Source organism: Rhodococcus sp. AB351 (assembly GCF_049538275.1).
Classification (GTDB): Bacteria; Actinomycetota; Actinomycetes; order Mycobacteriales; family Mycobacteriaceae; genus Rhodococcus.
In genome coordinates this window covers 1-21,103 of sequence record NZ_JBMVFW010000016.1, presented here as the reverse complement: position 1 = coordinate 21,103, position 21,103 = coordinate 1, and the positions used below count along the sequence as shown (strand labels likewise).

Below are 21,103 nucleotides of genomic sequence, written 5' to 3'. Positions count from 1 at the left end.
CGCCATCAACGGTAGCGAGTGTGTTTCTACGACTCCATGGCTTCTGGATCACATCGAGACGCCGAACCTGCGGCGAACACCTCGTTACTGCGCGGTGACCTGCGGAAACGGACAATCGAACATTTACTGGTGATCTGGGTCACAATCCAGTTCGACGGGCGCACCGACACCCAGTGCATCCCGCAGCACGACGTCGACCTCGTCGCTCGGGTACATCGGCAGGGTGTGGTGGGTACCGGCGGTGAGAGTGACGGCTCGACAGGACGGCAGCGCCTTCCGCGCTGCGCGGGCCACCTCGTCGGGGTCGTGGACGCGCCCGAACGGAGCGAGCACCACCGTGGTGTCGACTGTGCACCGTCCCAACTCCTCGGACGACGGACGCCGGGGCACGATCGTCTTCGCGGTCGGGAAGTGTGCCGCGCCCAGCGCCATCAGGGTGACCCAGTCGGGATCGAGTTGCGCCCCTCGGGTTTCCCACTCGAGGAATGCCCGTTCGCGGGCAGCGGTGGGCCGGACGAGAACCGGAAGTGCCCGCAGGAGATAGCCGAACCGCATCCCGACAAAGCACGAGGTGGGGTCGAGCAACACGAGCCGGCCGACCCGTTCGGGAGTCCGCACGGCTGCCGCGAGCGCGATCATCGCACCGTACGAGTGACCGGCGAGTGCGCACCGCGTCGCCCCGAGAGCATCGGCGACGGAGCCGAGCCATTCGAGCAGATCGTCGACGCTGCGTACGGGATCACCACCGGCGACGCTGCGTCCGACGTCGCCGATGATGTCGACGGCCAGCACGCGGTGGGTCTCCCCCAGCGCTGCGGCGTTGGCGAACCAGGTCATCGACGTGGCGCCGGCACCCGGGAGCAGCAGGACCGGCGGTGCGTCGGGTGGCCCGTACTCGGTGACGCGGGCGGTGCCGAAGCGGGAGTCGAGATCGTGGATCACGGTGCCGCGCGGCCATTTCGCGAGGAGCGCGTCGTACGCGGCGTGGAAGGCGCGGCCCTCGTCGGATTCTGCGAACGATGTGCGTGGTGACCGGAGCATCGGAACCTCCACCGTCGAATATCTCGATGATCGAGATACTAGGTGGACGAGTAGAGTCTGTCGAGAGGCGGAGGTGACATGACGGACGACGGCAAACTCGACATGATCCACCGGTTGCGCGCGCTCACCGTGCAACTCGATCTGCTCGGCGCCGAATTCGCACAGAAACACGCGCTGCATCCCACCGATCTGCGAGCACTGATCGGACTTCTCGACCGGGAACGGGCCGGGGAGATCGCGACACCCGGCTGGCTCGCCGAGCACCTGCGGCTCAACACCGCATCGATCACCGCACTCGTCGACAGGCTCGAACGGGCCGGTCACGTGCGGCGGGATCGCGACAGCGACGACCGGCGGCGCGTCATCCTGCGCGTGACCCCGGCGGCCGAGAAACTCGGATGGGATTTCTTCGGTCCGCTCTTCGCGCGGGCATCCACTGCGCTCGAGTCCTTCTCCGAGTCGCAACTGGAGGTCGTGCGGGAGTTCCTCGGCTCCATGACTGCTGCAGTGGAGTCCGCGCGCTCCCCGGAAGACACCGAGGCCTGACACCCGCGGGAACCACGCTCCCCCAGTAGGAAGAATTTCTGTTAACTTCCTTGCCCATCCACATACTTCGGGGGGATGGGAATGCACGTACGCTCATGGGTCGCCGCGGTACTCGCGGTCGCCTTCGCTGTGGTCGGGGCAGGAACGGCAGTCGCAGAGGAGACCGCTCCTCCCCTGCCCGTCGGAAAGACGTTCCTGGACGGGTTCGCCCACGAATTCGGCGACCCGAACGGTAACGCGCTCGGCACGAACGACTGGGACTGCGTCCCGTCGCAGGAACACCCGGATCCCGTCGTGCTCGTCCACGGCACGGTGCTCAACCGGCACAACAACTGGTCGTATCTCGGGCCTCTTCTCGCGAACAAGGGCTATTGCGTCTTCGCTCTCACTTACGGCAACCATGCCGACCTCCCCTGGCCGTTGAATTCCGTCGGTGGGCTGCTGCCGATGGAGGACAGCGCACAGCAGCTCTCCGATTTCGTCGACGAGGTCCTTGTCGCGACCGGCGCGGAGAAGGTCGACCTCGTGGGTCACTCGCAGGGCACCCTGATGCCCGTCTGGTACGTGAAGTTCCTCGGCGGCAACGAGAAGGTCGACGATTACATTTCGCTCGGACCGGTCTACGAGGGCAGCCACGCCTTCCTGCTCGCGGCGTCGTTCGAACTGTTCGAGCACGTCGGTGTGCGGCAGGACGTGGAGAATCTCGCCCACTTCGTCGGATGCGGTGCGTGCCCGCAGGTCCTTGCCGGATCGGATTGGATCCACACAATCCAGGAGGCCGGCGTCTACGCCGACGAGGTGACGTACACGAACATCATGACCCGCTACGAGGAGATCGTCCTCCCGCACACCAGTGGCTACCGCGAGGCGCCCAACGCGACAAACATCGTGCTGCAGGACCACTGCGCGAACGACTTCGTCGAACATGCCGGCATCGTCAACGACCCGAACGCGGCATGGTTCGTCCTCGACGCGCTCGATCCGGGTTCGGCAGGGCCGCTGGAGTGCGTCTTCGTGCCGCCGATCCTCGGTTGGAGCCCGGATCCGACGATCGGCAATCCCACGACCGAGGACGCCGTGGTCGTGAGTCGCCCCGGCGCGTGAGTCGTCCGATCCTCATTACGTCGCGGTTCCTGTCTCACGAAATGCCGAGATCTTCTGTGACGGGTGCGGACAGGTCGCGAAGCTGACGCGCTGAACCGGGGCTCGCGCGGCGTGTTGCGGTAGCGAACCCCGGTTCGGCGCGCGAACTATATTGCGGCGCTGCTCGGTTCCTTCAGCCCGGCGATGAACGCCTGCAGCGCGAACTCCACCCGCGACTCCACGGACGGCACACCGGATCCGATCGCTTCGACGAACAACGGGAACTCGGCGAGGGCTTCGGTATCGATGCCCGGATCGCCGTCGTCTGCCGGTGGTGCGCTGTGCTGGCCCAGCACGATGGCGGCCAGTGTCTGGATCACGAGGAGCGCATCCTGCGGCGTGAATCCGGCGTCCCGCAACACCTCGAGCATCTTCTCCAGGTGCACGGCATTGCCCGAGGTGACCGCCGGACGGGACGCAAAGAACGGTACTGCCCCGGGGTGCGCGAGCAAGCCGCGATGGAAGGCCCGGCCGTAGCCCTCGAGGACCCTCCGCCACGGAGCGTCGGTCTCGGCTCCGGTGAGCGCTTCGTCCATCACGTACTGGACGATGGCGTCCTCGAGTCCCTGTTTGTTCTTCACGTGGTGGTACAGCGTCATCGCTTCCACGTCCAGCTCACGTGCCAGCTTCCGCATCGACAGCGCGGCCGCACCTTCCCGGTCGACCATCTGCACCGCTGCATGGAGCACCTGCTGCCGGGTCAGTCCGGCGTGCCGACCCTGCGCGCGCGTCGATCCCATGAAACCTCCTTGCCACTCTTACGACGTAAGACTACCATCGCCGACGTAAGTCATACACCGTAAGAGAGGAGTCCGGCATGACCGTCCGAACCGAAATTCGTACGACGAAACGCCGGCCCAACCTTGTGCAGGCCCTCACCCTCGGCGCGTGCCTGCAGATCCTCTGCATCGCACTCCCTCTGCTGGACGTGTGGATGATCGGATCGATCGAGCAGCACGTGCAGAACGCATATCCCGAATGGGGACCCGACAATGTGAACCTCGACCGGAACGCGATCGCCGGATACCTCGTGATCGTGGGCGTCCTCGGCCTGGCCGGCTGGCTCGGCGCGCTGTGGAGCGCGAAGAAGGACGTCGCGGTCCGCGCTGTGGTGACGACACTGTTCGTGATCGGAACCTGCGTGCTGCTGTTCGACGTCGGATACGCGGGCGAACACTACAACCCGATCGTCCCGCTGTGGCTGGGCATCACCCTGCTGGTGATCCCGCTGCTGCCGGGCATCACCGCTGTCATGGCCGCCTGGGTCCTGCCCCCGACCGAAAGGGCCGACCGGCATGACTGACACAACGAGGCCCGGATACACCCTTGCAGCCGTCGCGACCGTGCAGTTCATGGTGTCGCTGGATCTGTCCGTCGCGAACATCGGACTCCCCCGGACCACCGAGGGGTTGCATTTCGACCCGATGGGAGCGACGTGGGTGATCCACGCCTACGCACTGTTCTTCGGCGGTCTGCTCCTCCTCGGAGGACGCGCGGCCGATCTCTACGGGCACAAGCGGGCTCTCCTCGTAGGACTGGGCGTGTTCGGTCTCGCCTCGCTGCTCGGCGGGTTCGCTGCAGCACCCGGCCACCTCGTCGCCGCACGAGCGATGCAGGGTGTCGGGGCTGCAGCCCTCGCGCCGGCCGCGCTGGCACTGCTGTCGTCGACCTTCCCCGACGGCCGCGCCCGGGTTCGCGCCTTCGGGATATGGAGCGCCATGAATGCCGGCGGTGCCGCCTTCGGTCTCATCATCGGCGGCGTCCTCACCGAATACGCCGGATGGCGGTGGGTCATGTTCGTCAACGTGCCCATGGCCGCTGCAGCACTCGCGCTGACCCGTCTGGGTGTGGGAGTCGACGGAGTACCCGTGCGGCGCGGTCGCCCGGACGTGCTCGGAGCGATTCTCGGCACCGCCGGCACGACAGCCCTGGTGTTCGCACTCGTGCGTACCGACCGCCACGGCTGGACCTCGACGATCACGCTCGTCACCCTCGCCGCGGCCGTCGCCCTGCTGGTGGCGTTCGTCCACGTCGAGCGAACCACCCGCCGCGACCCGCTGATCCGGCTCGGCCTCTTCGCCAACCGGTCGGTGAGCGGGGCGAACGCCTTCAACCTGCTGGTGGGCGCCACCATCGGGTCGGCGTTCTATTTCGTCTCGCTGTATCTACAGCAGGTACTCGGCAACAGCCCGGCTGCCACGGGTCTGATGACCCTGCCGGTGGCCGTGGGTGTCATCGTCGGATCGGTGGTCGCCGTCAAGCTCGGCTACCGCGTGGCGGCGCGCACCCTCCTCGTCGCCGGTGGGCTTCTCAGCGCTTGCGGGTTCGCATGGTTCGGTCTGATCAGCGCCGACGGGTCGTTCGTCACCGACGTTCTGGGACCGGCCGTCGTCGTCGGCATCGGGTTCGGACTCTGCCTCGGTCCGGTGGTGTCCGTCGCGACCTCGGGGGTGGACGCACGCGAGATGGGCACGGCCTCCGGACTTCTCAATACGTCGCGGCAGATCGGTGCGTCGCTCGGACTCGCCGTTCTCGGTACCGCCGCACACCACCGGATCGGTCCACTCGCGACACCCGAGAGCATGAACAGCGGCTACGCGCTCGGATTCGCGCTGGGTGCAGTGCTTCTCGTCGTCGCTGCCGCGATCGCATTCACCGTTCTCCCCCGGACCGGCGCGCCCGCCGAGACTACCGGCGACGCAGCCCCGGTCCGAGGGCCGACGAAAGCACGGACATCATGACATCCACGGAAACATCCTTCCCCGAGACGGATCCGGCGTCGCGGCGAACACTGTCGTCGCTGCTGCGGCCGTTCGTCGGCAGGTTCACTGCGAGTGTGGCTCTCCAGGCCGCGGGCGGTATCGCGGGTCTCGTTCCGCTTCTCGCCGTCGCCGAGGTCGGCCGGACGCTCCTCGCGCCGGGACCGGTCGACCAGTCCCGCGCCTGGACCGCCGTCGTCGTCGGCGCACTCGGACTCTTCGCCCGACTCGTCCTCACGTCGATCGGATCCGGCCTCGCGCACGGCCTCGACGGCTCCGTGCAGCTGGCGTTCCGCCGCGAACTCGCACGTCACCTCGGCAAGGTCCCGATCGGCTGGTTCTCCCGTCGCCGAACGGGTGAACTCGCGAAGGTCGTCGGCGACGACGTCTCCGCCGTTCACCCGTTCATCGCGCACACGCCCGGCGAGATGGTCAACGCCTTCCTCGTTCCGGCCGTGTCGGCGGTCTACCTGTTCACAGTCGACTGGCGGCTGACGCTGATCACCATGATCCCGATCGTCCTGGCCGTGTCGCTGGTTCCCCTGCTGTCCACTGCGGCCCGGCGACGGGAGCAGGAGGAGTTCGACGACGCGATGGGACGCATCGCCGATGTGGTCGTCGAATTCGTGAACGGCATCTCGGTCGTGAAGGTCTTCGGGGACACTCGCCGGTCCCGGAACAGATTCGTCACGGCAGCAGACGATTTCGTCTCGACCTTCACGCGATGGGTGCGCGGCGTCTCCGGCGTGGCAGCGGGGATGCAACTCGCCCTCTCGCCGCCGTTCGTGCTCCTGACCGTGCTGATCGGCAGTTCGATCCTGATCACGGGCGGCAGTATGCCCGCGGCGGATCTGCTGCCCTTCGTGCTCCTCGGCGTGGGGCTGACCACCCCGATCGCGGCGTTGGGCCACGGATTCGACGACATCCTGGCCGCCCGGCGCGCCGTCGAGCGGATCCGGGAGGTGCTGGACGTGCCACCGGTGCCGGAACCCGAGCGGCCGATAGCGCCGAGCGGGCACCGGATCGACCTGCACGACGTCCGCTTCGGCTATTCGGATGCGCACGAGGTCCTCCGGGGCATCGACCTGACACTCGAGTCGGGGACGGTCACCGCCCTGGTGGGTCCGTCCGGCAGTGGGAAGTCCACCCTGGCGACACTGTTGCTGCGCTTCTTCGATCCGACCCACGGCACGATCACTCTCGGTGGCGTCGACCTGCGGGAGGTCGGGAGCAGGACGCTCTACCGCACGATCGCATGTGTCTTCCAGGACGTTCGTCTGCTGCGTGCGTCGATCGCCGACAACATCGCCCTGGCCGTCCCGCACGCCGACCGCGACGCCGTGGTCCGCGCAGCCGTTGCGGCCGACATCCACGAGCGGATCGTCGAACTGCCCCACGGATACGACACGATCCTCGGAGAGGGGGTCGAACTGTCCGGCGGGGAGAGGCAACGCCTGTCGCTCGCGCGGGCACTGCTCACCGATGCACCGGTGCTGGTGCTCGACGAGGCGACGGCCTTCGCCGATCCCCGGACCGAAGGTGCGATCCACGCTGCCCTCACCCGTTTGCGCGGCAACCGGACCATCCTGACCGTCACGCACCGACCGGAGACGATCACCGGGGCGGACACGGTCGTGGTTCTCGAGGACGGAGCGATCGTCGAACAGGGTTCACCGGAGGACGTTCTCGTCCGCGAGGGCTCCCTCCAACCGTCCGCAGGTTCCGACCTGCAAGGAAGCAGAGCACGATGATCACCACACTGTTCCGCACACTCGGACGCGAACACGCCGGCCCGCTGCGCCGGACGCTGGCGCTCATGGTGGGATGCGCGATCGCCGAGGGGTTGTCGTACGCCTTCCTCGTCCCGGTGCTGCGCATCCTGTTCGGGGACGCCCCCTCGGACGTCGGACCCTGGCTGATCGGATTCGGGGCGTCGGTCGCGGTCTACGCGGTGCTGCGCTACGTCAGCGACCTGTCGGGTTTCCGCGTCGGGACCTCGCTGCTGCGCGGCGTCTATCACCGGCTGGGCGACCAGCTCGTACGATTGCCGCTCGGCTGGTATCGCGCCGACCTGGTCGGCGAACTGTCGGCGACGGCGAGTCGTGGTGTCCTGCAATCGATGAGCGTGATCGCTCACATGCTCGCGCCGTTCGTCTCGGCATGCGTGACCCCGCTGACCATCGTGGTGGTGATGACCGCCTACGACCTGCGGATGGGCCTGGCGGCCGCCGCGGCGATCCCCGTGGTGACCGCGGTGCAGATGTGGTCGGCGCGCACCACCGCGGCGACCGATATCGAACGCGCCGCACGCGATCACGAGGCCACCGCTCGCGTCGTCGAATATCTTCAGGCACAGCCTGTCCTACGCGCGGGCGGGCGAACCGTCGAACGCTTCCGGTTGCTCGACGACTCGCTCGACGGTATCCGGCGTGCTTCGCGGCGTTCGACGCTCGCAGCCGTGCCGGGCATCGTCGGCACGACGGTCACCGTGCAGGCGGCGTTCACCGCGCTGCTGGCACTGGGCACCTACCTTGTGATCGGCGGGAGCCTCGCGGTGCCGGACATGTTGGCACTCGTCGTCCTCGCAGGTCGCTGCGCCGAACCGCTGTTGTCACTGTCGGAGATCGGCGGAAAGCTGCGCGCCGCCCGCGGCGAACTGACACGACTCGACGCCTTCCTGAGCACCCCTCCCCTCCCCGAGCCGGTTCGTCCGGCGCGACCGCACGGTCACGACATCAAGTTCGACTCGGTGGCCTTCCGGCGGGACGGTCGTACGGTGATCGACGGGTTGTCGCTGGCGGTGCCGCAGGGCCGGCGGTTCGCGGTGGTCGGGCCGTCCGGCGCCGGGAAGAGCACGCTGCTGCAACTGCTCGCACGGTTCCACGACGTGGATGCGGGGTCCGTGCGGATCGGCGGGGTGGACGTGCGGGACATCGCGACCGACGTGCTGATGTCGCAGATCGCGGTGGTCTTCCAGGACGTCTACCTGTTCGATGAGACCCTCGAGGAGAACGTGCGGCTCGGACGTGCGGATGCGACCGACGACGAGGTGCGCGCCGCTGGTGCCGCCGCGGGGCTGGACGAGGTGATCGAACGCCTACCCGACGGCTGGTCGTCGCGAGTCGGTGAAGGCGGCGCGATGTTGTCCGGCGGGGAACGGCAGCGGGTGTCGATCGCGCGAGCACTGCTCAAGGACGCGCCGATCGTCCTGTTGGACGAGACGACGTCCGCCCTGGACCCGGATAACGAGGCGGTCGTCCGCGCCGGGTTGGAGCGGCTCACGGCGGGACGGACGGTGCTGATGGTCGCGCATCGGTTGCACACCGTCCGCGACGCCGACCGGATCGTGTTCCTGGACCGAGGGCGAATCGTCGAGGAGGGAACCCACGATGAACTGGTGCGTCGCGGCGGCCGCTACGCGCAGTTCTGGGAGATGTCGATCGGGCCGGCTTCACCGATCCGCGCATCGTGAGCGGGCACGGACCGTAGGTTATCGACAGGGTGTCGTTATAATTCCTGAGGGCTCCCGGGTCCGCCACGACTTCTCAGAAAGGGTCACCGTGTACGTCATCACCAACCGCATCGACGTTCCTGCCGATACCACCGAGGCATTCGAAAAGGTCTTCGTCGAGAGCATGCGTTCGACGCTCGACGGAGTGCCGGGCCTCAACCGCACGACGTTGATGCGTCCCGCAGCCGACGGCCTGCCCTACGTGTCCACCATGGAGTTCGACTCCAAGGAAGACTTCCTCGCGTGGCTGCGTTCGGACTCGTTCAAGGCGTCGCACTCGGACGATCAGGCTCCGGGCATGCAGGCACCCTCCGCGGTCGAGCAGCACACGCTCATCGAGGACATCGTCTTCGAGAAGTAGAGAACGCGCCGAAACGGGGTTCGCCGCCGCTGTAGCACGCGCGAACCTCGGTTCGGCGCGTCAACGGCCTCCGAACAGGAGTTTGTCCCCAACCCCGCGATCGATCCACAGGTACACCGGATCGGGAGGTCGTCGCGGGTTCGGTGGGTGTCGCTCCGCGCAGGATCGTCGTCGTGACAGATCCGAACATTCTCACCAACACCTCGCTCGCCGTCGCGGGTCTCTCGGACACCGAGATCCGCACCGGCGTTCGCACCGGCTCACTCGTACGGGTCGGGCGCGGGTGCTATCTGCACCGCTGTGACGTCGACGCGATCGGACCCGTCGGCGTCCACCGTGTCCGTGCCCGGCATGTCGGAGCGACGCTCGGTCCCGACGAGGCGCTCAGCCACGTGTCGGCGGCGGCACTGCACGGCCTCGAACTGTGGGACGTACCGCTCGACCTCGTCCACATCTCCCGGCCCGCCACGCGGCGCGGTCGTGTCACCTCGCAGATCCACGTGCATCCGACCGAACTCGGCGACGACGTGGTGGTCGTCGACGGAGTAGCCGTCACGTCGATTGCCCGCACCGTCGTCGACCTCGCGCGCACGCTCCCGAAGGAGCAGGCCGTCATCGCAGGCGATTCCGCTCTTCGCCTGTACCCCGGTATGCGTGAACAGGTTTCGCGGGCGCTGGCCGATGCCCGGACCCGCCACGGCCTGGCTCGTGCCCGCACAGTGGTGCCGTTTCTGGACGGTCGCAGCGAGAGTGCGGGCGAATCGCTGTCGCGTCTACGCATTGCGGAAGCAGGACTGCCGCGACCGATCCTCCAGTACGAGATCGTGGGCGGGAACGGGCGGCGCTATCGCGTCGACTTCTTCTGGGAGAACGGCGTCGTCGGCGAGTTCGACGGGCGGATCAAGTATTCCGACCCGCGCGACGTGTTCGACGAGAAGCTCCGGCAGGACGCGATCCGCGACGCGGGCTACGAAGTGGTGCGCTGGACGTGGGCGGAATTGGAGCGGTTCGACGTCGTGGCGGAGAGACTCCAGCAGGCCGCGCGTCGCGCTGCGAAACTGACGCGATGAACCGGGGCTCGCCCCGCGTGTTGCGGTAGCAAGCCCCGGTGCGGCGCGCAAGCAATCACTGCGCCGTGCGGGGCTGAGGAAGGAACGTGCTAACGTCCCGCCGGCAGAAACGGATCGGGGGGTCACGTGCGTAGGTGGACGCCAGTCGTCACGAAGTCGGTGACGGCAGTTGCAATAACAGTGATTCTTGTTGCGGGATGCAGCCATTCTCCAGGGCCGGCATCGATCGCGGCCGAAGGCGTGTTTCCCACCAACGACACACCGAAAGCGGTCGACCCGGAAGTGCATGCACAAATCACATTCGATCCATGTGCGGACATTCCGGAGGAGGCCTTCCGTGCGGAACGTGTCGACCTCTCCACCGGGCAGAAGTCCGAGCACACCTCCGGTGGTTACACGTCGATCCTGTGCACCTTCGACAGCATTCCCCCGGACAGTAACGATACGGGTTGGTTCGACCTGTACCTGCTGGCGTCGAACAGGACGCTCGACGAAGCCTACAAGCGGGACCCCGAGAACACCACCGAGACAACAGTCAGCGGTCGTCCCGCCCTCGTCAAGTTCGACCCGAACGTAACAAACAGCTGCGAGATATCGATGAGCACCCGATTCGGCCTGATCAGCATCAAGCACCACAACCTCACACGCGAGATGCAGCCGATGACGGACGACGCACGATGCAGCCGGACCAGAAGCTTCGTCGAGCGGATCGAGGATTCGGTGGACCGAGAAGTCGACGCAGGACGAATCATGATGGAGGTCGCCACGACCGTACGTACGCCTCGCGTCGTCGACGATTCGGAACGACCTGACATCACTTTCGATCCGTGCCTGGATGTTCCGATGGAGATACTTCTCGAAAGAGGTTTCGACGACCGTAGCAAGGATCTCACCGATCTTCCCTTCGGCACGTACACATTCATCAGCTGCTCATGGAAGAGCTTCGCCCAGACGACCGACCACAAGGATTCCTACGCGATCACTTTCCTCGCCGGCAATGTCTCCTACGAGGAATATCTCGAGCGCGACCGCGATATCTCCACCGAGATCACGATCAATAGCAGGAGAGCGCTCCTCCAGCATGACCGCAACGATTGCGCGATCATCCTGGACACGAAATTCGGCGTTCTCGTCAGCTCGTGGTTGCACTTCCCCTACGACAACGAACCGATTCCTTCCGAGAAACAGTGCGCTCCCCTGTTCTCCCTCGTTCAGGACATCGAAACACTCGTCGATCTCTGACGCGGTGAACCGGGGTTCGCCCCGCGTGTTTCGGTAGCGAACCCCGGTTCGGCGCGCGAGCTACACCGCGACCGGTTGCTTCGCAGGCAGGACGGCCGGCTCCGGAACGGTGACCGCGCGGACGGGGCGTCGCACCAGCGCGACCGTCACGTAGGCGACCAGCGACACCAGGAATCCGATGAAGGTGGTCCAGCCGTCGACGGACGATGTGACCAGTGAGTTCGGGATGTACAGCAGGGTGTTGTCGACGCCGTAGATCGTCGGGGTGAGGACGAAGAAGCCGGCGCGCACCGTGATACCGGCGATCGCTGCGGCGGCCACGGCGCGACCGTCACCGCGCGACCAGAACAGTCCGAGGATGAACGGCACGACCAGCGAGGCGAGCAGCAGGTCGAAGGTGAGGGTGAGCAGGATGCCGGTCTGCGGGACGCGCAGCGCGACGAGGGCACCGAAGGCAGCCATCGGCAGCATGAGCAGGCGGGTGGCCTTCAGGACGTCCGACGACATCGCGGCGTTCTCGCCGCCGACGCGGAAGACGTTGCGCACCAGAACCGTCGCGGTGGACAGCAGCACACCACTGATCGTGGTCAGTGAAGCCGTTACCAGACCGGAGAGCACCAGGATCGACAACCACTGCGGCGTGTACTCACCCAGCAGAACGTAGAGGATCGGCGCGTCGGCGGCGCTGTCACCGACGATCGACACCGCCGCGAGCGCGACGAACGACAGGGGCACGCACAGCAGGAGAATGCCGGTCGCCGCGGAGAAGCAGGCGCGCTGGGCCGCGTGCGGCGATTTGGCGGAGAACACACGCTGCATCAGGTCGATCGCGACCAGGTTGCCGAGCCCGAGCGCGACGATCGTGGCCCAGTTGATCGCGGCGCCCTGCGCCGGATCGGTGAGCTGGCCGAGATCACCGATGCCGAGGCCGTCCCCGTGGGTGAAGCCGGGACCGAGAGCCACCCACGCGAGGAGGGAGACGATACCGACGGCCATGACGGCGAACTGGACCATGCCGGTGTAGACGCTGGCGAACATGCCGCCGGCCATCGTGTAGGCGAGCACGAACGGGATGATCACCAGTACCGCGGCGGTGTAGTTCAGGCCGAGGAAGTACTGCAGGAGGTAGGCGAGGGCGACGAGGTTGCCGGCGAGGAGGATGCCGAAGCTGCCCACGGTGAGGACGGAGGCGGTGATCTCGGTGCCGCGCCCGAAGCGGCGGGCGAAGAACTCCGGCAGGGTCACCACGCCGGTCGCCCGCAGGCGCTTCGCGAAGAAGATTCCGACGAGCAGAACACTGAGCGCGACGCCGAGAGGCATCGCCGCGCCGGCCCAGAATCCGAATCCGGCCGCGAGGTCGGCCGAACCGAGGGTCGCGTTGGAGTCGATGACCTGGGACATGAGCAGGACGGCGAGAACGGGTGCGCCCAGCGAGCGACCGGCGAGCAGGAAGTTGCCGGCCTGTCCGCGGACCTTGCGGGTGGAGTAGAAGCCGGCCCCGAGAAGTACGACGAGGCACACGGCAACACCGGTGATGATCATGGCAGCTCCGTATGGAGAAGGTCAGACGGCAGGAGCGCTGCGTTGGGCTTCGCGTCCGAGCGAATAGAGGGGGCGGGCATTGTCGGGAAGAGCGATCTCGCCGGAGGCGAGCCGGTTGCGGAGATAGGTGAAGCTCTGAGCGGTCTGCGCGAACAGATGCTCGCCAGCCGTCACTCCGTCGTATCGTGGTCCGTCCGCGTCGACGAACCTCTCCAGCGGCTCGACCCGGGTGTCGTAGTCGACGTTGAAGAACAAGGGGAACGAGTAACGCTCCTGAGCAACCTTACGCACCCGATGTGACGTCGCTGTAAACACACCGTTCGTCCAGATCTCCAGTAGGTCACCGATATTCAGGACGAAAGCATCGTCGCGGTAGGGGACCTCGATCCAGTCCCCGTCGGCGTTGACCACTTCGAGTCCCGGCGCCGTGGGCAGGAGCAGCGTGAACACTTCGTAGTCGGTGTGGGCGCCGATACCGGGGCGGTCGGATGCACTGGGATCGTAGGGATAATGGATCATCCGCAACTGCGCCGGCGGTGTCGTCACATACCGATCGAACAGATCGGACGGCTCGCCGAGCGTCTCGGCGAAAGCCCTCAGAAGCACACGGCCCAGACCGAATACGGCATCGTAGTACGCCCCCACGGGCTTCTCGAAGTCCGGCAGGTCGGGCCACTGGTTCGGTCCGAGCAGCGGATTGCCGGCCAGATAATCCGGATCGTCGGCGGGAAGATCGATGGACAGATCGAACGCTTCCTTGTGATCGGGTGTGGCACCGGCGAACACTTCCTCACCCGGCGGCACGTAGCCGCGGTGGTTCGACGAAGTCCCTATGTAGACCGACATCTTGGTTTCGTCGGGCAGTGCGAAGAAGCGTTCTGCGGCTGTCTTCAGTCCCGAGATGAGGGTGGGATCGATACCGTGCCCGACGATCTGAGCGAAACCGACTTCGCGGGCGGCACGCCCGAGTTCCTCGACGACTGCTTCCCGTCCGCTGCCGTCGGCGGAGACCAGTGCGTGTACGTCGACGACGGGGATGCTGGTGAAGGTCATGGTTCCCTCCTGGGGTTCGGGTCGAGCGGACGCCACCGCCTCGTGACGGGCGCTCCGTCGAATGTGACGTCGCTCGTGTGGATTTCGTCTCCGAAGTCGGGGTCGAGGTCGTCCCCGATCCGATACGGGAGAGTCGATGCGGTGATGTTCCATCGGCCGGCGCACACTCGGCCGACGGCGACCTCGCAGTCGAGCACTGCGCGGGCCTCGCGGAGTGTCGCCGCCCCCCCCTGATGCGTTCGAGCAGAGAACCGGATCCGGGAGTGTGGTCGCGGCCGCGCGCGAACGCGAAGGTCTCCCCCACCCGCACGAGTACCGCGGTCGCCCCGGTGTCGATGTCCTCGAGCAGGTACTCCTCGATGTCGGACGAGACGCCGGCGATGTGCCAGTGTTCCGTGTAGTCCTCGTACACACCGTGTTCGGCGATAGTGTCCGCGTCGAGCAGGGCCAGACTGCCGGCGTCGGGTGTCGGACCGAGCGGGTGGAACGACACGGCGCGTTCCCACTCGACGTGATCGCCGCGGTCGAGCAACCGGCCTGCGAAACCGTCCTGCGTCGCGAGTGCCACGAGATCGTCGAAGTTCATGTCGTTCGCGGTCGAGGCCGTCACCACAGGCAGTGAGGCGGGTTGTCTCAGATCGCAGTACAACTTCTCGCCCTGCACCCAGGTGACCCGGGTGGTGGTGTCGGGTTCGGTGCCCGGACGCGCCAGCAGGGTTCGCTCGAACCGGGTTCCCGCGAGCCGGATCCGTTCGGCGGTCGTCATGCGCCGGTCGCCTTCCACCGTGCCCGCTCCTGCGCGAAGGCGACGGATTGGGTCGCCTGGAACTCCGCGATCGAGGATGTGTTGTCGGCGAGGAATTTCCGGTGGTCTGCCAGCGAGAAGGTCCCGTCGGTGATCTCCACTCCCCCGCCACGACCGGCCGCGAGATCGGCGCGCAGATCGAGCAGTTCCTCGGGGTCGACGGGATACCAGGAGATCCGGTCGAAGAACCGCAGCAGCCACGGCGTTCCGTCCTCGAAGGGCCCGGCCGGCTGCGGGTGCCGGTGATTCCACACCTGGGTGGTGCGGCCGACGAACTGGTATCCGCCGGGGCCTTCCATGCCGTAGATGCACAGATACGCACCGCCGATCCCGACCGCGTTCTCGGGTGTCCACGTGCGGGCCGGGTTGTACTTGGTGGTGACCAGCCGGTGCCGCGGGTCGAGCGGTGTCGCGACCGGTGCACCGAGGTAGACGTCGCCGAGGCCGAGGACCATGTAGTCGGCGGCGAAGACGGTGTCGAAGACGTCGGCGACGGTGTCGAGGCCGTTCATGCGACGGATGAACTCGATGTTCCACGGGCACCACGGGGCGTCGGAGCGCACGCCGTGCATGTAGCGCTGGATGGCCTCGCGGGTCGCCGGATCGTCCCAGGACAGCGGCAGGCGCACCTGACGGCTGGGCACTTCCAGTTCGTCGCTGTCGCCGATACCGTCCTCGACCTCGGCGAGCAGACCGAGCAGGACCGGTACCGGCAGGACGTCCGGGTCGACCTTGACCTGCAGCGACCGGATACCGGGGGTGAGTTCGAGCAGGCCGGCAGGTCGCTGCGCTTCGAGGCGCTGGTGCAGGGCGTGCACGCGGGCCCGCAGCGCCAGATCGAGCGTCATGTCGCCGTACTCGACGAGCACGTTGTCGTCGCCGCTGCGGCGGTAGGTGACGGCGGTGTGCCCGTCGCGGCGGGCCAGGACTCCGTCGTCGCCGTCGCCGCCGCCCGACGCGACCAGCGACAGACCGGCACGACGACCGACTCCCAGCTCGCGGCGCGACGCGCTGTGCTGCGACTTCACGGGGACGAACCTGACGGTGTTGCCGGGTGCGAGCTGACCGAGCTTCCAGCGGTCGGCGGCGACGACCGTCACCGGGCACACGAAACCGCCGAGGCTGGGACCATCGGGACCGAGCAGGATCGGGGTGTCGCCGGTGAAGTCGAGTGCCCCGACCGAGTAGGCGTTGTCGTGGATGTTCGACGGGTGCAGGCCCGCTTCGCCGCCGTCGGTGCGTGCCCATTCGGGTTTGGGGCCGATGAGCCGCACGCCGGTGCGGTCGGAGTTGAAGTGCACCTCGTAGTCGGTGGCGTAGAGGGCGTCGATGTCGGCGCGGGTGAAGAATTCCGGTGCGCCGTGCGGACCTTCGGTGACCGCGATCTCCCAGCGCGTGCTCAGAGCAGGCACGTGCTCGGACGGGACCGGCGCGCTCGTACCGGGAGCGTTCTCCCCCACGACGAGGACGTCACCCTCGCGCAGCGTCCGACCTTCGTGACCGCCGAACGTGCCGAGCGTGAACGTCGATGCACTGCCGAGGAATTCGGGGACGTCGAGACCACCGCGAACGAGGACGTAGACGCGCAGGCCCGGCCCGGAGACCGCGCCGACGTCGAGCAGGCCGCCCGCCGGGACGGTGACGGGCCGCCACTGCGGGACGACGACGCCGTCGACGCGCACGGTGACGGGCGCACCTGTCACGCACACCTCGGTCTCCTCCGTGAACCGCAGGGCGGGGCCGGCCATGGCGGTCTCGAGGCCGGCAGCGCCCTCGTCGTTGCCGAGGGCGACGTTGCCGAGACGGAACGACAGGTCGTCCATGGGACCGGAGGGCGGCACACCGATCTGCCAGTAACCGGTGCGTCCGGGATAGTCCTGGACGGTGGTGAGCATTCCGGGACGTTCGACGGTGATCTTCGTGGTCATGGCTTCCTCACTCCCCGCGGGTGACGATCATGCGGACCGGCGTGGGGTCGAAGCCGTTGCACGGGTTGTTGATCTGGGGGCAGTTGGAGACGAGCACGAGTACGTCGCGCTCGGCGCGGATCGCGAGTCGCTTGCCGGGTGCGGACAGACCGTCGACGATGCCGAGGGTGCCATCGGCCTCGACCGGCACGTTCATGAAGAAGTTGATGTTGGAGACGAGGTCGCGCTTGCCGAGTCCCCACTTGGCGCCTTCGATGAGGAAGTTCTCGACGCAGGCGTGCTGGTGCTTGGTGTGGTGGCCGTAGCGCAGGGTGTTGGACTCCTGCGAGCACGCACCGCCGACGGTGTCGTGGTTGCCCACCTCGTCGGCGACGAGCGTCATCAGCGGCTCACCGTCGGCGTCGCGCAGCACCGAACCGGTGGAGAGGAAGATGTTCTGCTGGGCGGCGACGGTGGCGGCGGCGCTGTAGCGGCGGGTGTGATCGGCGGCGTCGTAGACGAGGGTGTCGACGGCCTGGTTGCCGTGCAGGTCGACGATGGTGAGGACGTCGCCGGCGGCGACGACGGCCGACCACGGGCCGCGGAGGCCGACGATCTCGTCGAGGACGACGCGACCGGGAACGAGGGCGAGGTCTGCGGTGTCGGCGGTGATGGTCATCGGCGGATCTCCGTTTCGGACGTGGCGGCGGCCCAGGCGTCGTCGGTGTTGAGCACGGCGCGCTGGTATTCGGGGTCGGTGTTCGGCAGCGAGTTCAGTTCGCCGGGCGCCCGCCAGGCGAGGACTTCGAGGCTGCCGGTGGTGAACTCGGGGTTCGGGTCGAGCGGGTGTGCGGTGTTGGCGATCAGGGCGATGACCGGCAGGTGGATCAGCAGGTCGACGGCGGCACCGGGACCGGCGTTGCCGGTGCTGACGAGGCTGCCGTCCTCCTCGACGCGGACACCGTGGAAGAAGGACAGCGAGGGCGGCAGGTCGCGCGGCTGCAGGTCGTGCTTGGCCGCGGCGACCGTGAACAGTTCGCGGCCCGCGGGAGAGCTCGAATGGAGCGATCCCGCACCGTATTTCGCGGTGTTCCCCGCGAGGTGGGTCGTGCCGCACAGCGCGTCGTGGCGACCGGAGGTGTCGGCAACGATCGTGGCGAGGACGCGGCCCTGATCGGAGAGCAGGGGATGCCCGACACCGAGATAGGCCTGCCACGGCACCTTCACCGTGTCGGCGACGTTGAGCCGCTCGTGCGGTGCGTCGGCGCGGAACAGCAGGAGGTTGGCGCAGGCGGTGCCGTGGACGTCCCGCAGGCGCAGGCGGGTGCCGCGTGCGAGGACCTTGCTGGTGTAGCGGCCACCGGGAACGGTCTCGGCCCAGGTCATCGACGCCGCGCGACCGCTGGGCGGAGCCGGCCACGACGATGCCGGGACGATCGGCATGGCGTCGGTGACGGTTCCTGCCTGCGCTCGGGCATGGGCGCGAGCAGCGTGCGTGGTGGCGGTCGCGAGGGTCTCGGTCATGGCGCTCCGATCGGCGGTCCGGGGAAACTGTCGATCGACAGTTTTCCGATCGCGCATCTTCGGGGAATGTCCACGGCGTAACGAGTCCGTGACGTGTGTTTCGTCCGTATAACGAAAACTTCACGCATGAAGACCGTGGTGCTGCACCATCTTTCGTCGTGTCACAGTGGAGAGGTGACCCATGCAGGACCAGGACGACCCCGTCTCCACGCGCCACGACGACCCGGGCCGACCGCGCGTGCCGAGATCCTCGACGCCGCCGCGGAGCTGTTCACCACCCGCGGGTTCTCCCCCACCTCGACACGCACGATCGCCGAGGCGGTGGGGATCCGGCAGGCATCGCTGTACAACCACTTCGCGACGAAGAACGACCTCCTCGTCGCATTGCTCGAGGACACCGTCGAACCGACCCTCGACTTCGACGACAATCTCGACCCCACGCTGCCGCCCGAGGTGCGCCTGTGCGCGCTCGCCTGGTTCGACACGGCCCAGTTGTCCGCGGGCAGATGGAATCTCGGTGCGCTCTACCATCTTCCGGAGCTTCGCACCGAACCGTTCGATCGGTTCCGGGAGGAGCGCCGGCAACTGATGGAGCGCTACCGGATCCTGGCGGCGCAGATCGTCGGCGACGATGATCCCCGCACACACCTGCCGTTCCGGATCGTCGAATCGGTCATCGGCATGCGGGCCGACGACGGCGACGTCGACGCCGGGCTACCCGAAGCGCTGGCGACGGCGTCGCTGACGGTTCTCGGTGTCAGCGACGTTACGGCAGTGACGAGCGCGGCTCGGGCACTCGTGGTGGGAGTTCCCGGCGACCTGCTGGGCTCGATGACCCCGCCGTCTCGGCCACCCGCATGAAGCGCAGGGCGGGATCGTCGACCGGTTCGCGGCGCAGCCGTCTGCGGTCGAGATAGTAGTTCTGCTCCATCGACCACGGGCCGTCCTCCCCGGATGTGGGAAACACGTCGGCCGATCGCCGGAGATAGTTCGACGTGAGGTCCCAGAACGGTCCGCCGCCGACGGCCGGGTCGTCGCAGACCGGGGTGACGATGTCGTAGCCGTGGTCGTCCATGTGGTCGAGCAACCGGCACAGGTAGTGGCCGGTGAGGTCGACCTTGAGGGTCCACGAGTAGTTGGCGTAACCGAACGCGAAGACGAAGTTGGGTATGCCGGTGAGCATCGACGCCTTGTAGGTGATGCGTTCGTGCCAGTCGACCGGTTCGCCGTCGACGTCGAGTGCGACCCGTCCGAACGGCACCATCTTCAGCCCGGTCGCGGTGACGATGACGTCGGCCTCGATCTCGCGCCCCGATTCGAGGGCGATCCCCGTGGGCGTGAACCGAGCGATCCGATCGGTGACCACCGACGCCTCACCGGTGGCGATGGCGTGGAAGAGATCGCTGTCGGTCGCGACGCACAGGCGCTGATCCCACGGGTCGTAGGACGGGTTGAAGTGCACGTCGACGGGATAGTCGTCGGGCAGCACACTCGTCATCCGCAGGCGTAGGAGACGGCGGAAGAGGTTCGGCGCCCGGCGGCTCGTCCGGTACATCTCGTGCAGCAGACGGATGCTCAGGGAGCGGACGACGCGGTCGGCCGCCGCTGTCGGGAGGGCACGCCGCAGTGCGTTGGCGATCTTGTTCTCCTTCGGCCATCCCAGGACGTAGGACGGGGAGCGCTGCAGCATCGTCACGTGCTCGGCGACGCCGGCCAGCGCGGGAATGAGTGTCACCGCGGTGGCGCCGCTGCCGATGACGACGACGCGCTTGCCCGCACAGTCGAGATCCTCGGGCCAGTGCTGGGGGTGGACGATGGTGCCGCGGAAGTCGTCGCTGCCCTCGAACTCCGGGCTGTACCCCTCGTCGTAGTCGTAGTAGCCGGTCGCGGAGAAGAAGAACGAGCAGGTCACCGTGAGCGTGGTGTCGTCGCTCGTGCGCCGGAGCGTGACCGTCCACCTGCCGGTGGCGGACGAGAAGGACGCACCGACGACGCGGTGCCCGAAGTGCAGGTAGGGACGCAGTCCGTGCTCGTCCACCGTCTCGTGGAGATAGCCGAGGATCTCGCTACCTCCGGCGTACGCGTGCTTCTTCCGCCACGGCTTGAACTCGTAACCGAGGGTGTGGAGGTCGGAGTCGGAGCGCACACCGGGATATCGGAACAGGTCCCATGTGCCGCCGAGCGCGTCGCGTGCCTCGACGATCGCGAAGCTCGTCCCCGGTCTCTTCGTCTTCAGGTGGTAGGCCGTGCCGATGCCGGAGATACCGGCGCCGACGATCAGGACATCCACCTCGGCGGGCACGCCCCCGCCGGGTTCGACTGCGGTCATGTTCGCTCGACTCCGTCCTTCGGCGGGGTTCGTTCGATGCGCGGGGCTATCCCGGTCGATCACTCACGGGGGACGTCGCCCGGCGTGCGGTCGGCACCTTCGAGCACATTCACCTCGTGCTTGTCGCTACCCGGACCCACGTGCGCCTCGGCACGCATCCGCTCGACCATGTCGGGGTAGTGCAGCTCGAAGGCGGGACGCTCCGAGCGGATGCGCGGCAGCTCGTAGAAGTTGTGCCGCGGCGGCGGGCAGGTCGTCGCCCATTCGAGT

General features: G+C 67.2%; 19 protein-coding genes and 1 pseudogene. 11 read left to right on the top strand and 9 right to left on the bottom strand.

Annotated elements, in window-relative coordinates:
* Nucleotides 1–123: 123 nt before the first annotated feature.
* Nucleotides 124–1,041: an alpha/beta fold hydrolase gene (locus tag ACPCXD_RS20555; protein ID WP_423661066.1), complete on the bottom strand. Its 918-nt coding sequence runs from the start codon at nucleotides 1,039–1,041 to the stop codon at nucleotides 124–126.
* A 78-nt stretch (nucleotides 1,042–1,119) separates the two neighbouring features.
* On the opposite strand from ACPCXD_RS20555, the gene ACPCXD_RS20550 reads away from it, so the two are divergent.
* Together ACPCXD_RS20550 and ACPCXD_RS20545 are read left to right on the top strand one after the other, a co-directional pair.
* Nucleotides 1,120–1,587, top strand: a complete 468-nt coding sequence (locus tag ACPCXD_RS20550) for a MarR family winged helix-turn-helix transcriptional regulator (protein ID WP_033097359.1) — start codon at nucleotides 1,120–1,122, stop codon at nucleotides 1,585–1,587.
* A 75-nt stretch (nucleotides 1,588–1,662) separates the two neighbouring features.
* Entirely contained in the window at nucleotides 1,663–2,691 is a 1,029-nt protein-coding gene (locus ACPCXD_RS20545; RefSeq protein ID WP_423661065.1) for an esterase/lipase family protein, read from the top strand.
* A gap of 146 nt (nucleotides 2,692–2,837) precedes the next feature.
* Here ACPCXD_RS20545 and ACPCXD_RS20540 read toward each other — a convergent pair whose 3' ends face one another.
* Nucleotides 2,838–3,470, bottom strand: coding sequence for a TetR/AcrR family transcriptional regulator C-terminal domain-containing protein (locus ACPCXD_RS20540; protein WP_423661064.1), 633 nt, complete (start codon nucleotides 3,468–3,470; stop codon nucleotides 2,838–2,840).
* A gap of 77 nt (nucleotides 3,471–3,547) precedes the next feature.
* Between ACPCXD_RS20540 and ACPCXD_RS20535 the strand changes: the two genes are divergently transcribed.
* The 7 genes from ACPCXD_RS20535 (at nucleotide 3,548) to ACPCXD_RS20505 (ending at nucleotide 11,673) form a co-directional block, all read left to right on the top strand.
* A complete protein-coding gene (locus tag ACPCXD_RS20535; RefSeq protein ID WP_052040058.1) occupies nucleotides 3,548–4,033 on the top strand; it encodes a hypothetical protein in 486 nt (161 codons plus the stop codon).
* Nucleotides 4,026–5,471: an MFS transporter gene (locus ACPCXD_RS20530; protein WP_423661063.1), complete on the top strand. Its 1,446-nt coding sequence runs from the start codon at nucleotides 4,026–4,028 to the stop codon at nucleotides 5,469–5,471. Before ACPCXD_RS20535 ends, ACPCXD_RS20530 begins: the two co-directional genes overlap by 8 nt.
* Entirely contained in the window at nucleotides 5,468–7,240 is a 1,773-nt protein-coding gene (locus tag ACPCXD_RS20525; RefSeq protein ID WP_033097355.1) for an ABC transporter ATP-binding protein, read from the top strand. The genes ACPCXD_RS20530 and ACPCXD_RS20525 overlap by 4 nt, the downstream gene beginning before the upstream one ends.
* Nucleotides 7,237–8,961 (top strand): ABC transporter ATP-binding protein, encoded by a 1,725-nt coding sequence (locus tag ACPCXD_RS20520; RefSeq protein ID WP_423661062.1) that lies wholly within the window; start codon nucleotides 7,237–7,239, stop codon nucleotides 8,959–8,961. The genes ACPCXD_RS20525 and ACPCXD_RS20520 overlap by 4 nt, the downstream gene beginning before the upstream one ends.
* An 88-nt stretch (nucleotides 8,962–9,049) precedes the next feature.
* Complete coding sequence (locus ACPCXD_RS20515) at nucleotides 9,050–9,361, top strand: antibiotic biosynthesis monooxygenase family protein (protein ID WP_016694228.1); 312 nt, start codon at nucleotides 9,050–9,052, stop codon at nucleotides 9,359–9,361.
* Nucleotides 9,362–9,534: 173 nt separating this feature from the next.
* Entirely contained in the window at nucleotides 9,535–10,431 is an 897-nt protein-coding gene (locus tag ACPCXD_RS20510; protein WP_033097400.1) for a hypothetical protein, read from the top strand.
* Nucleotides 10,432–10,590: 159 nt separating this feature from the next.
* Entirely contained in the window at nucleotides 10,591–11,673 is a 1,083-nt protein-coding gene (locus tag ACPCXD_RS20505; RefSeq protein ID WP_229567629.1) for a DUF3558 domain-containing protein, read from the top strand.
* 60 nt (nucleotides 11,674–11,733) lie between these two features.
* Here ACPCXD_RS20505 and ACPCXD_RS20500 read toward each other — a convergent pair whose 3' ends face one another.
* Nucleotides 11,734–13,215, bottom strand: a complete 1,482-nt coding sequence (locus ACPCXD_RS20500) for a high affinity choline transporter 1 (protein ID WP_423661061.1) — start codon at nucleotides 13,213–13,215, stop codon at nucleotides 11,734–11,736.
* 21 nt (nucleotides 13,216–13,236) lie between these two features.
* Nucleotides 13,237–14,268, bottom strand: coding sequence for an isopenicillin N synthase family dioxygenase (locus ACPCXD_RS20495; RefSeq protein ID WP_423661060.1), 1,032 nt, complete (start codon nucleotides 14,266–14,268; stop codon nucleotides 13,237–13,239).
* Nucleotides 14,269–14,533: 265 nt separating this feature from the next.
* Between ACPCXD_RS20495 and ACPCXD_RS20490 the strand changes: the two genes are divergently transcribed.
* Nucleotides 14,534–14,890: a hypothetical protein gene (locus ACPCXD_RS20490; RefSeq protein ID WP_423661059.1), complete on the top strand. Its 357-nt coding sequence runs from the start codon at nucleotides 14,534–14,536 to the stop codon at nucleotides 14,888–14,890.
* A 140-nt stretch (nucleotides 14,891–15,030) separates the two neighbouring features.
* Here the strand turns inward: ACPCXD_RS20490 and ACPCXD_RS20485 are convergent, their stop codons facing one another.
* The 3 genes from ACPCXD_RS20485 to ACPCXD_RS20475 are packed head-to-tail and all read right to left on the bottom strand — an operon-like array spanning nucleotide 15,031 to nucleotide 18,504.
* Nucleotides 15,031–17,001: a 5-oxoprolinase/urea amidolyase family protein gene (locus ACPCXD_RS20485; protein ID WP_160877524.1), complete on the bottom strand. Its 1,971-nt coding sequence runs from the start codon at nucleotides 16,999–17,001 to the stop codon at nucleotides 15,031–15,033.
* Nucleotides 17,002–17,008: 7 nt separating this feature from the next.
* Nucleotides 17,009–17,659, bottom strand: a complete 651-nt coding sequence (locus ACPCXD_RS20480; protein WP_160877526.1) for an urea amidolyase associated protein UAAP2 — start codon at nucleotides 17,657–17,659, stop codon at nucleotides 17,009–17,011.
* Nucleotides 17,656–18,504, bottom strand: coding sequence for an urea amidolyase associated protein UAAP1 (locus ACPCXD_RS20475; protein WP_160877528.1), 849 nt, complete (start codon nucleotides 18,502–18,504; stop codon nucleotides 17,656–17,658). The genes ACPCXD_RS20480 and ACPCXD_RS20475 overlap by 4 nt, the downstream gene beginning before the upstream one ends.
* 174 nt (nucleotides 18,505–18,678) lie before the next feature.
* Between ACPCXD_RS20475 and ACPCXD_RS20470 the strand changes: the two genes are divergently transcribed.
* Nucleotides 18,679–19,365, top strand: coding sequence for a TetR/AcrR family transcriptional regulator (locus tag ACPCXD_RS20470; RefSeq protein WP_160877530.1), 687 nt, complete (start codon nucleotides 18,679–18,681; stop codon nucleotides 19,363–19,365).
* On the opposite strand, the gene ACPCXD_RS20465 is transcribed toward ACPCXD_RS20470, so the two are convergent.
* Nucleotides 19,271–20,833 (bottom strand): flavin-containing monooxygenase, encoded by a 1,563-nt coding sequence (locus ACPCXD_RS20465; protein WP_160877532.1) that lies wholly within the window; start codon nucleotides 20,831–20,833, stop codon nucleotides 19,271–19,273. The genes ACPCXD_RS20470 and ACPCXD_RS20465 overlap by 95 nt on opposite strands.
* A gap of 59 nt (nucleotides 20,834–20,892) precedes the next feature.
* Nucleotides 20,893–21,103, bottom strand: a pseudogene (locus ACPCXD_RS20460) (cytochrome ubiquinol oxidase subunit I); the annotation flags it as partial.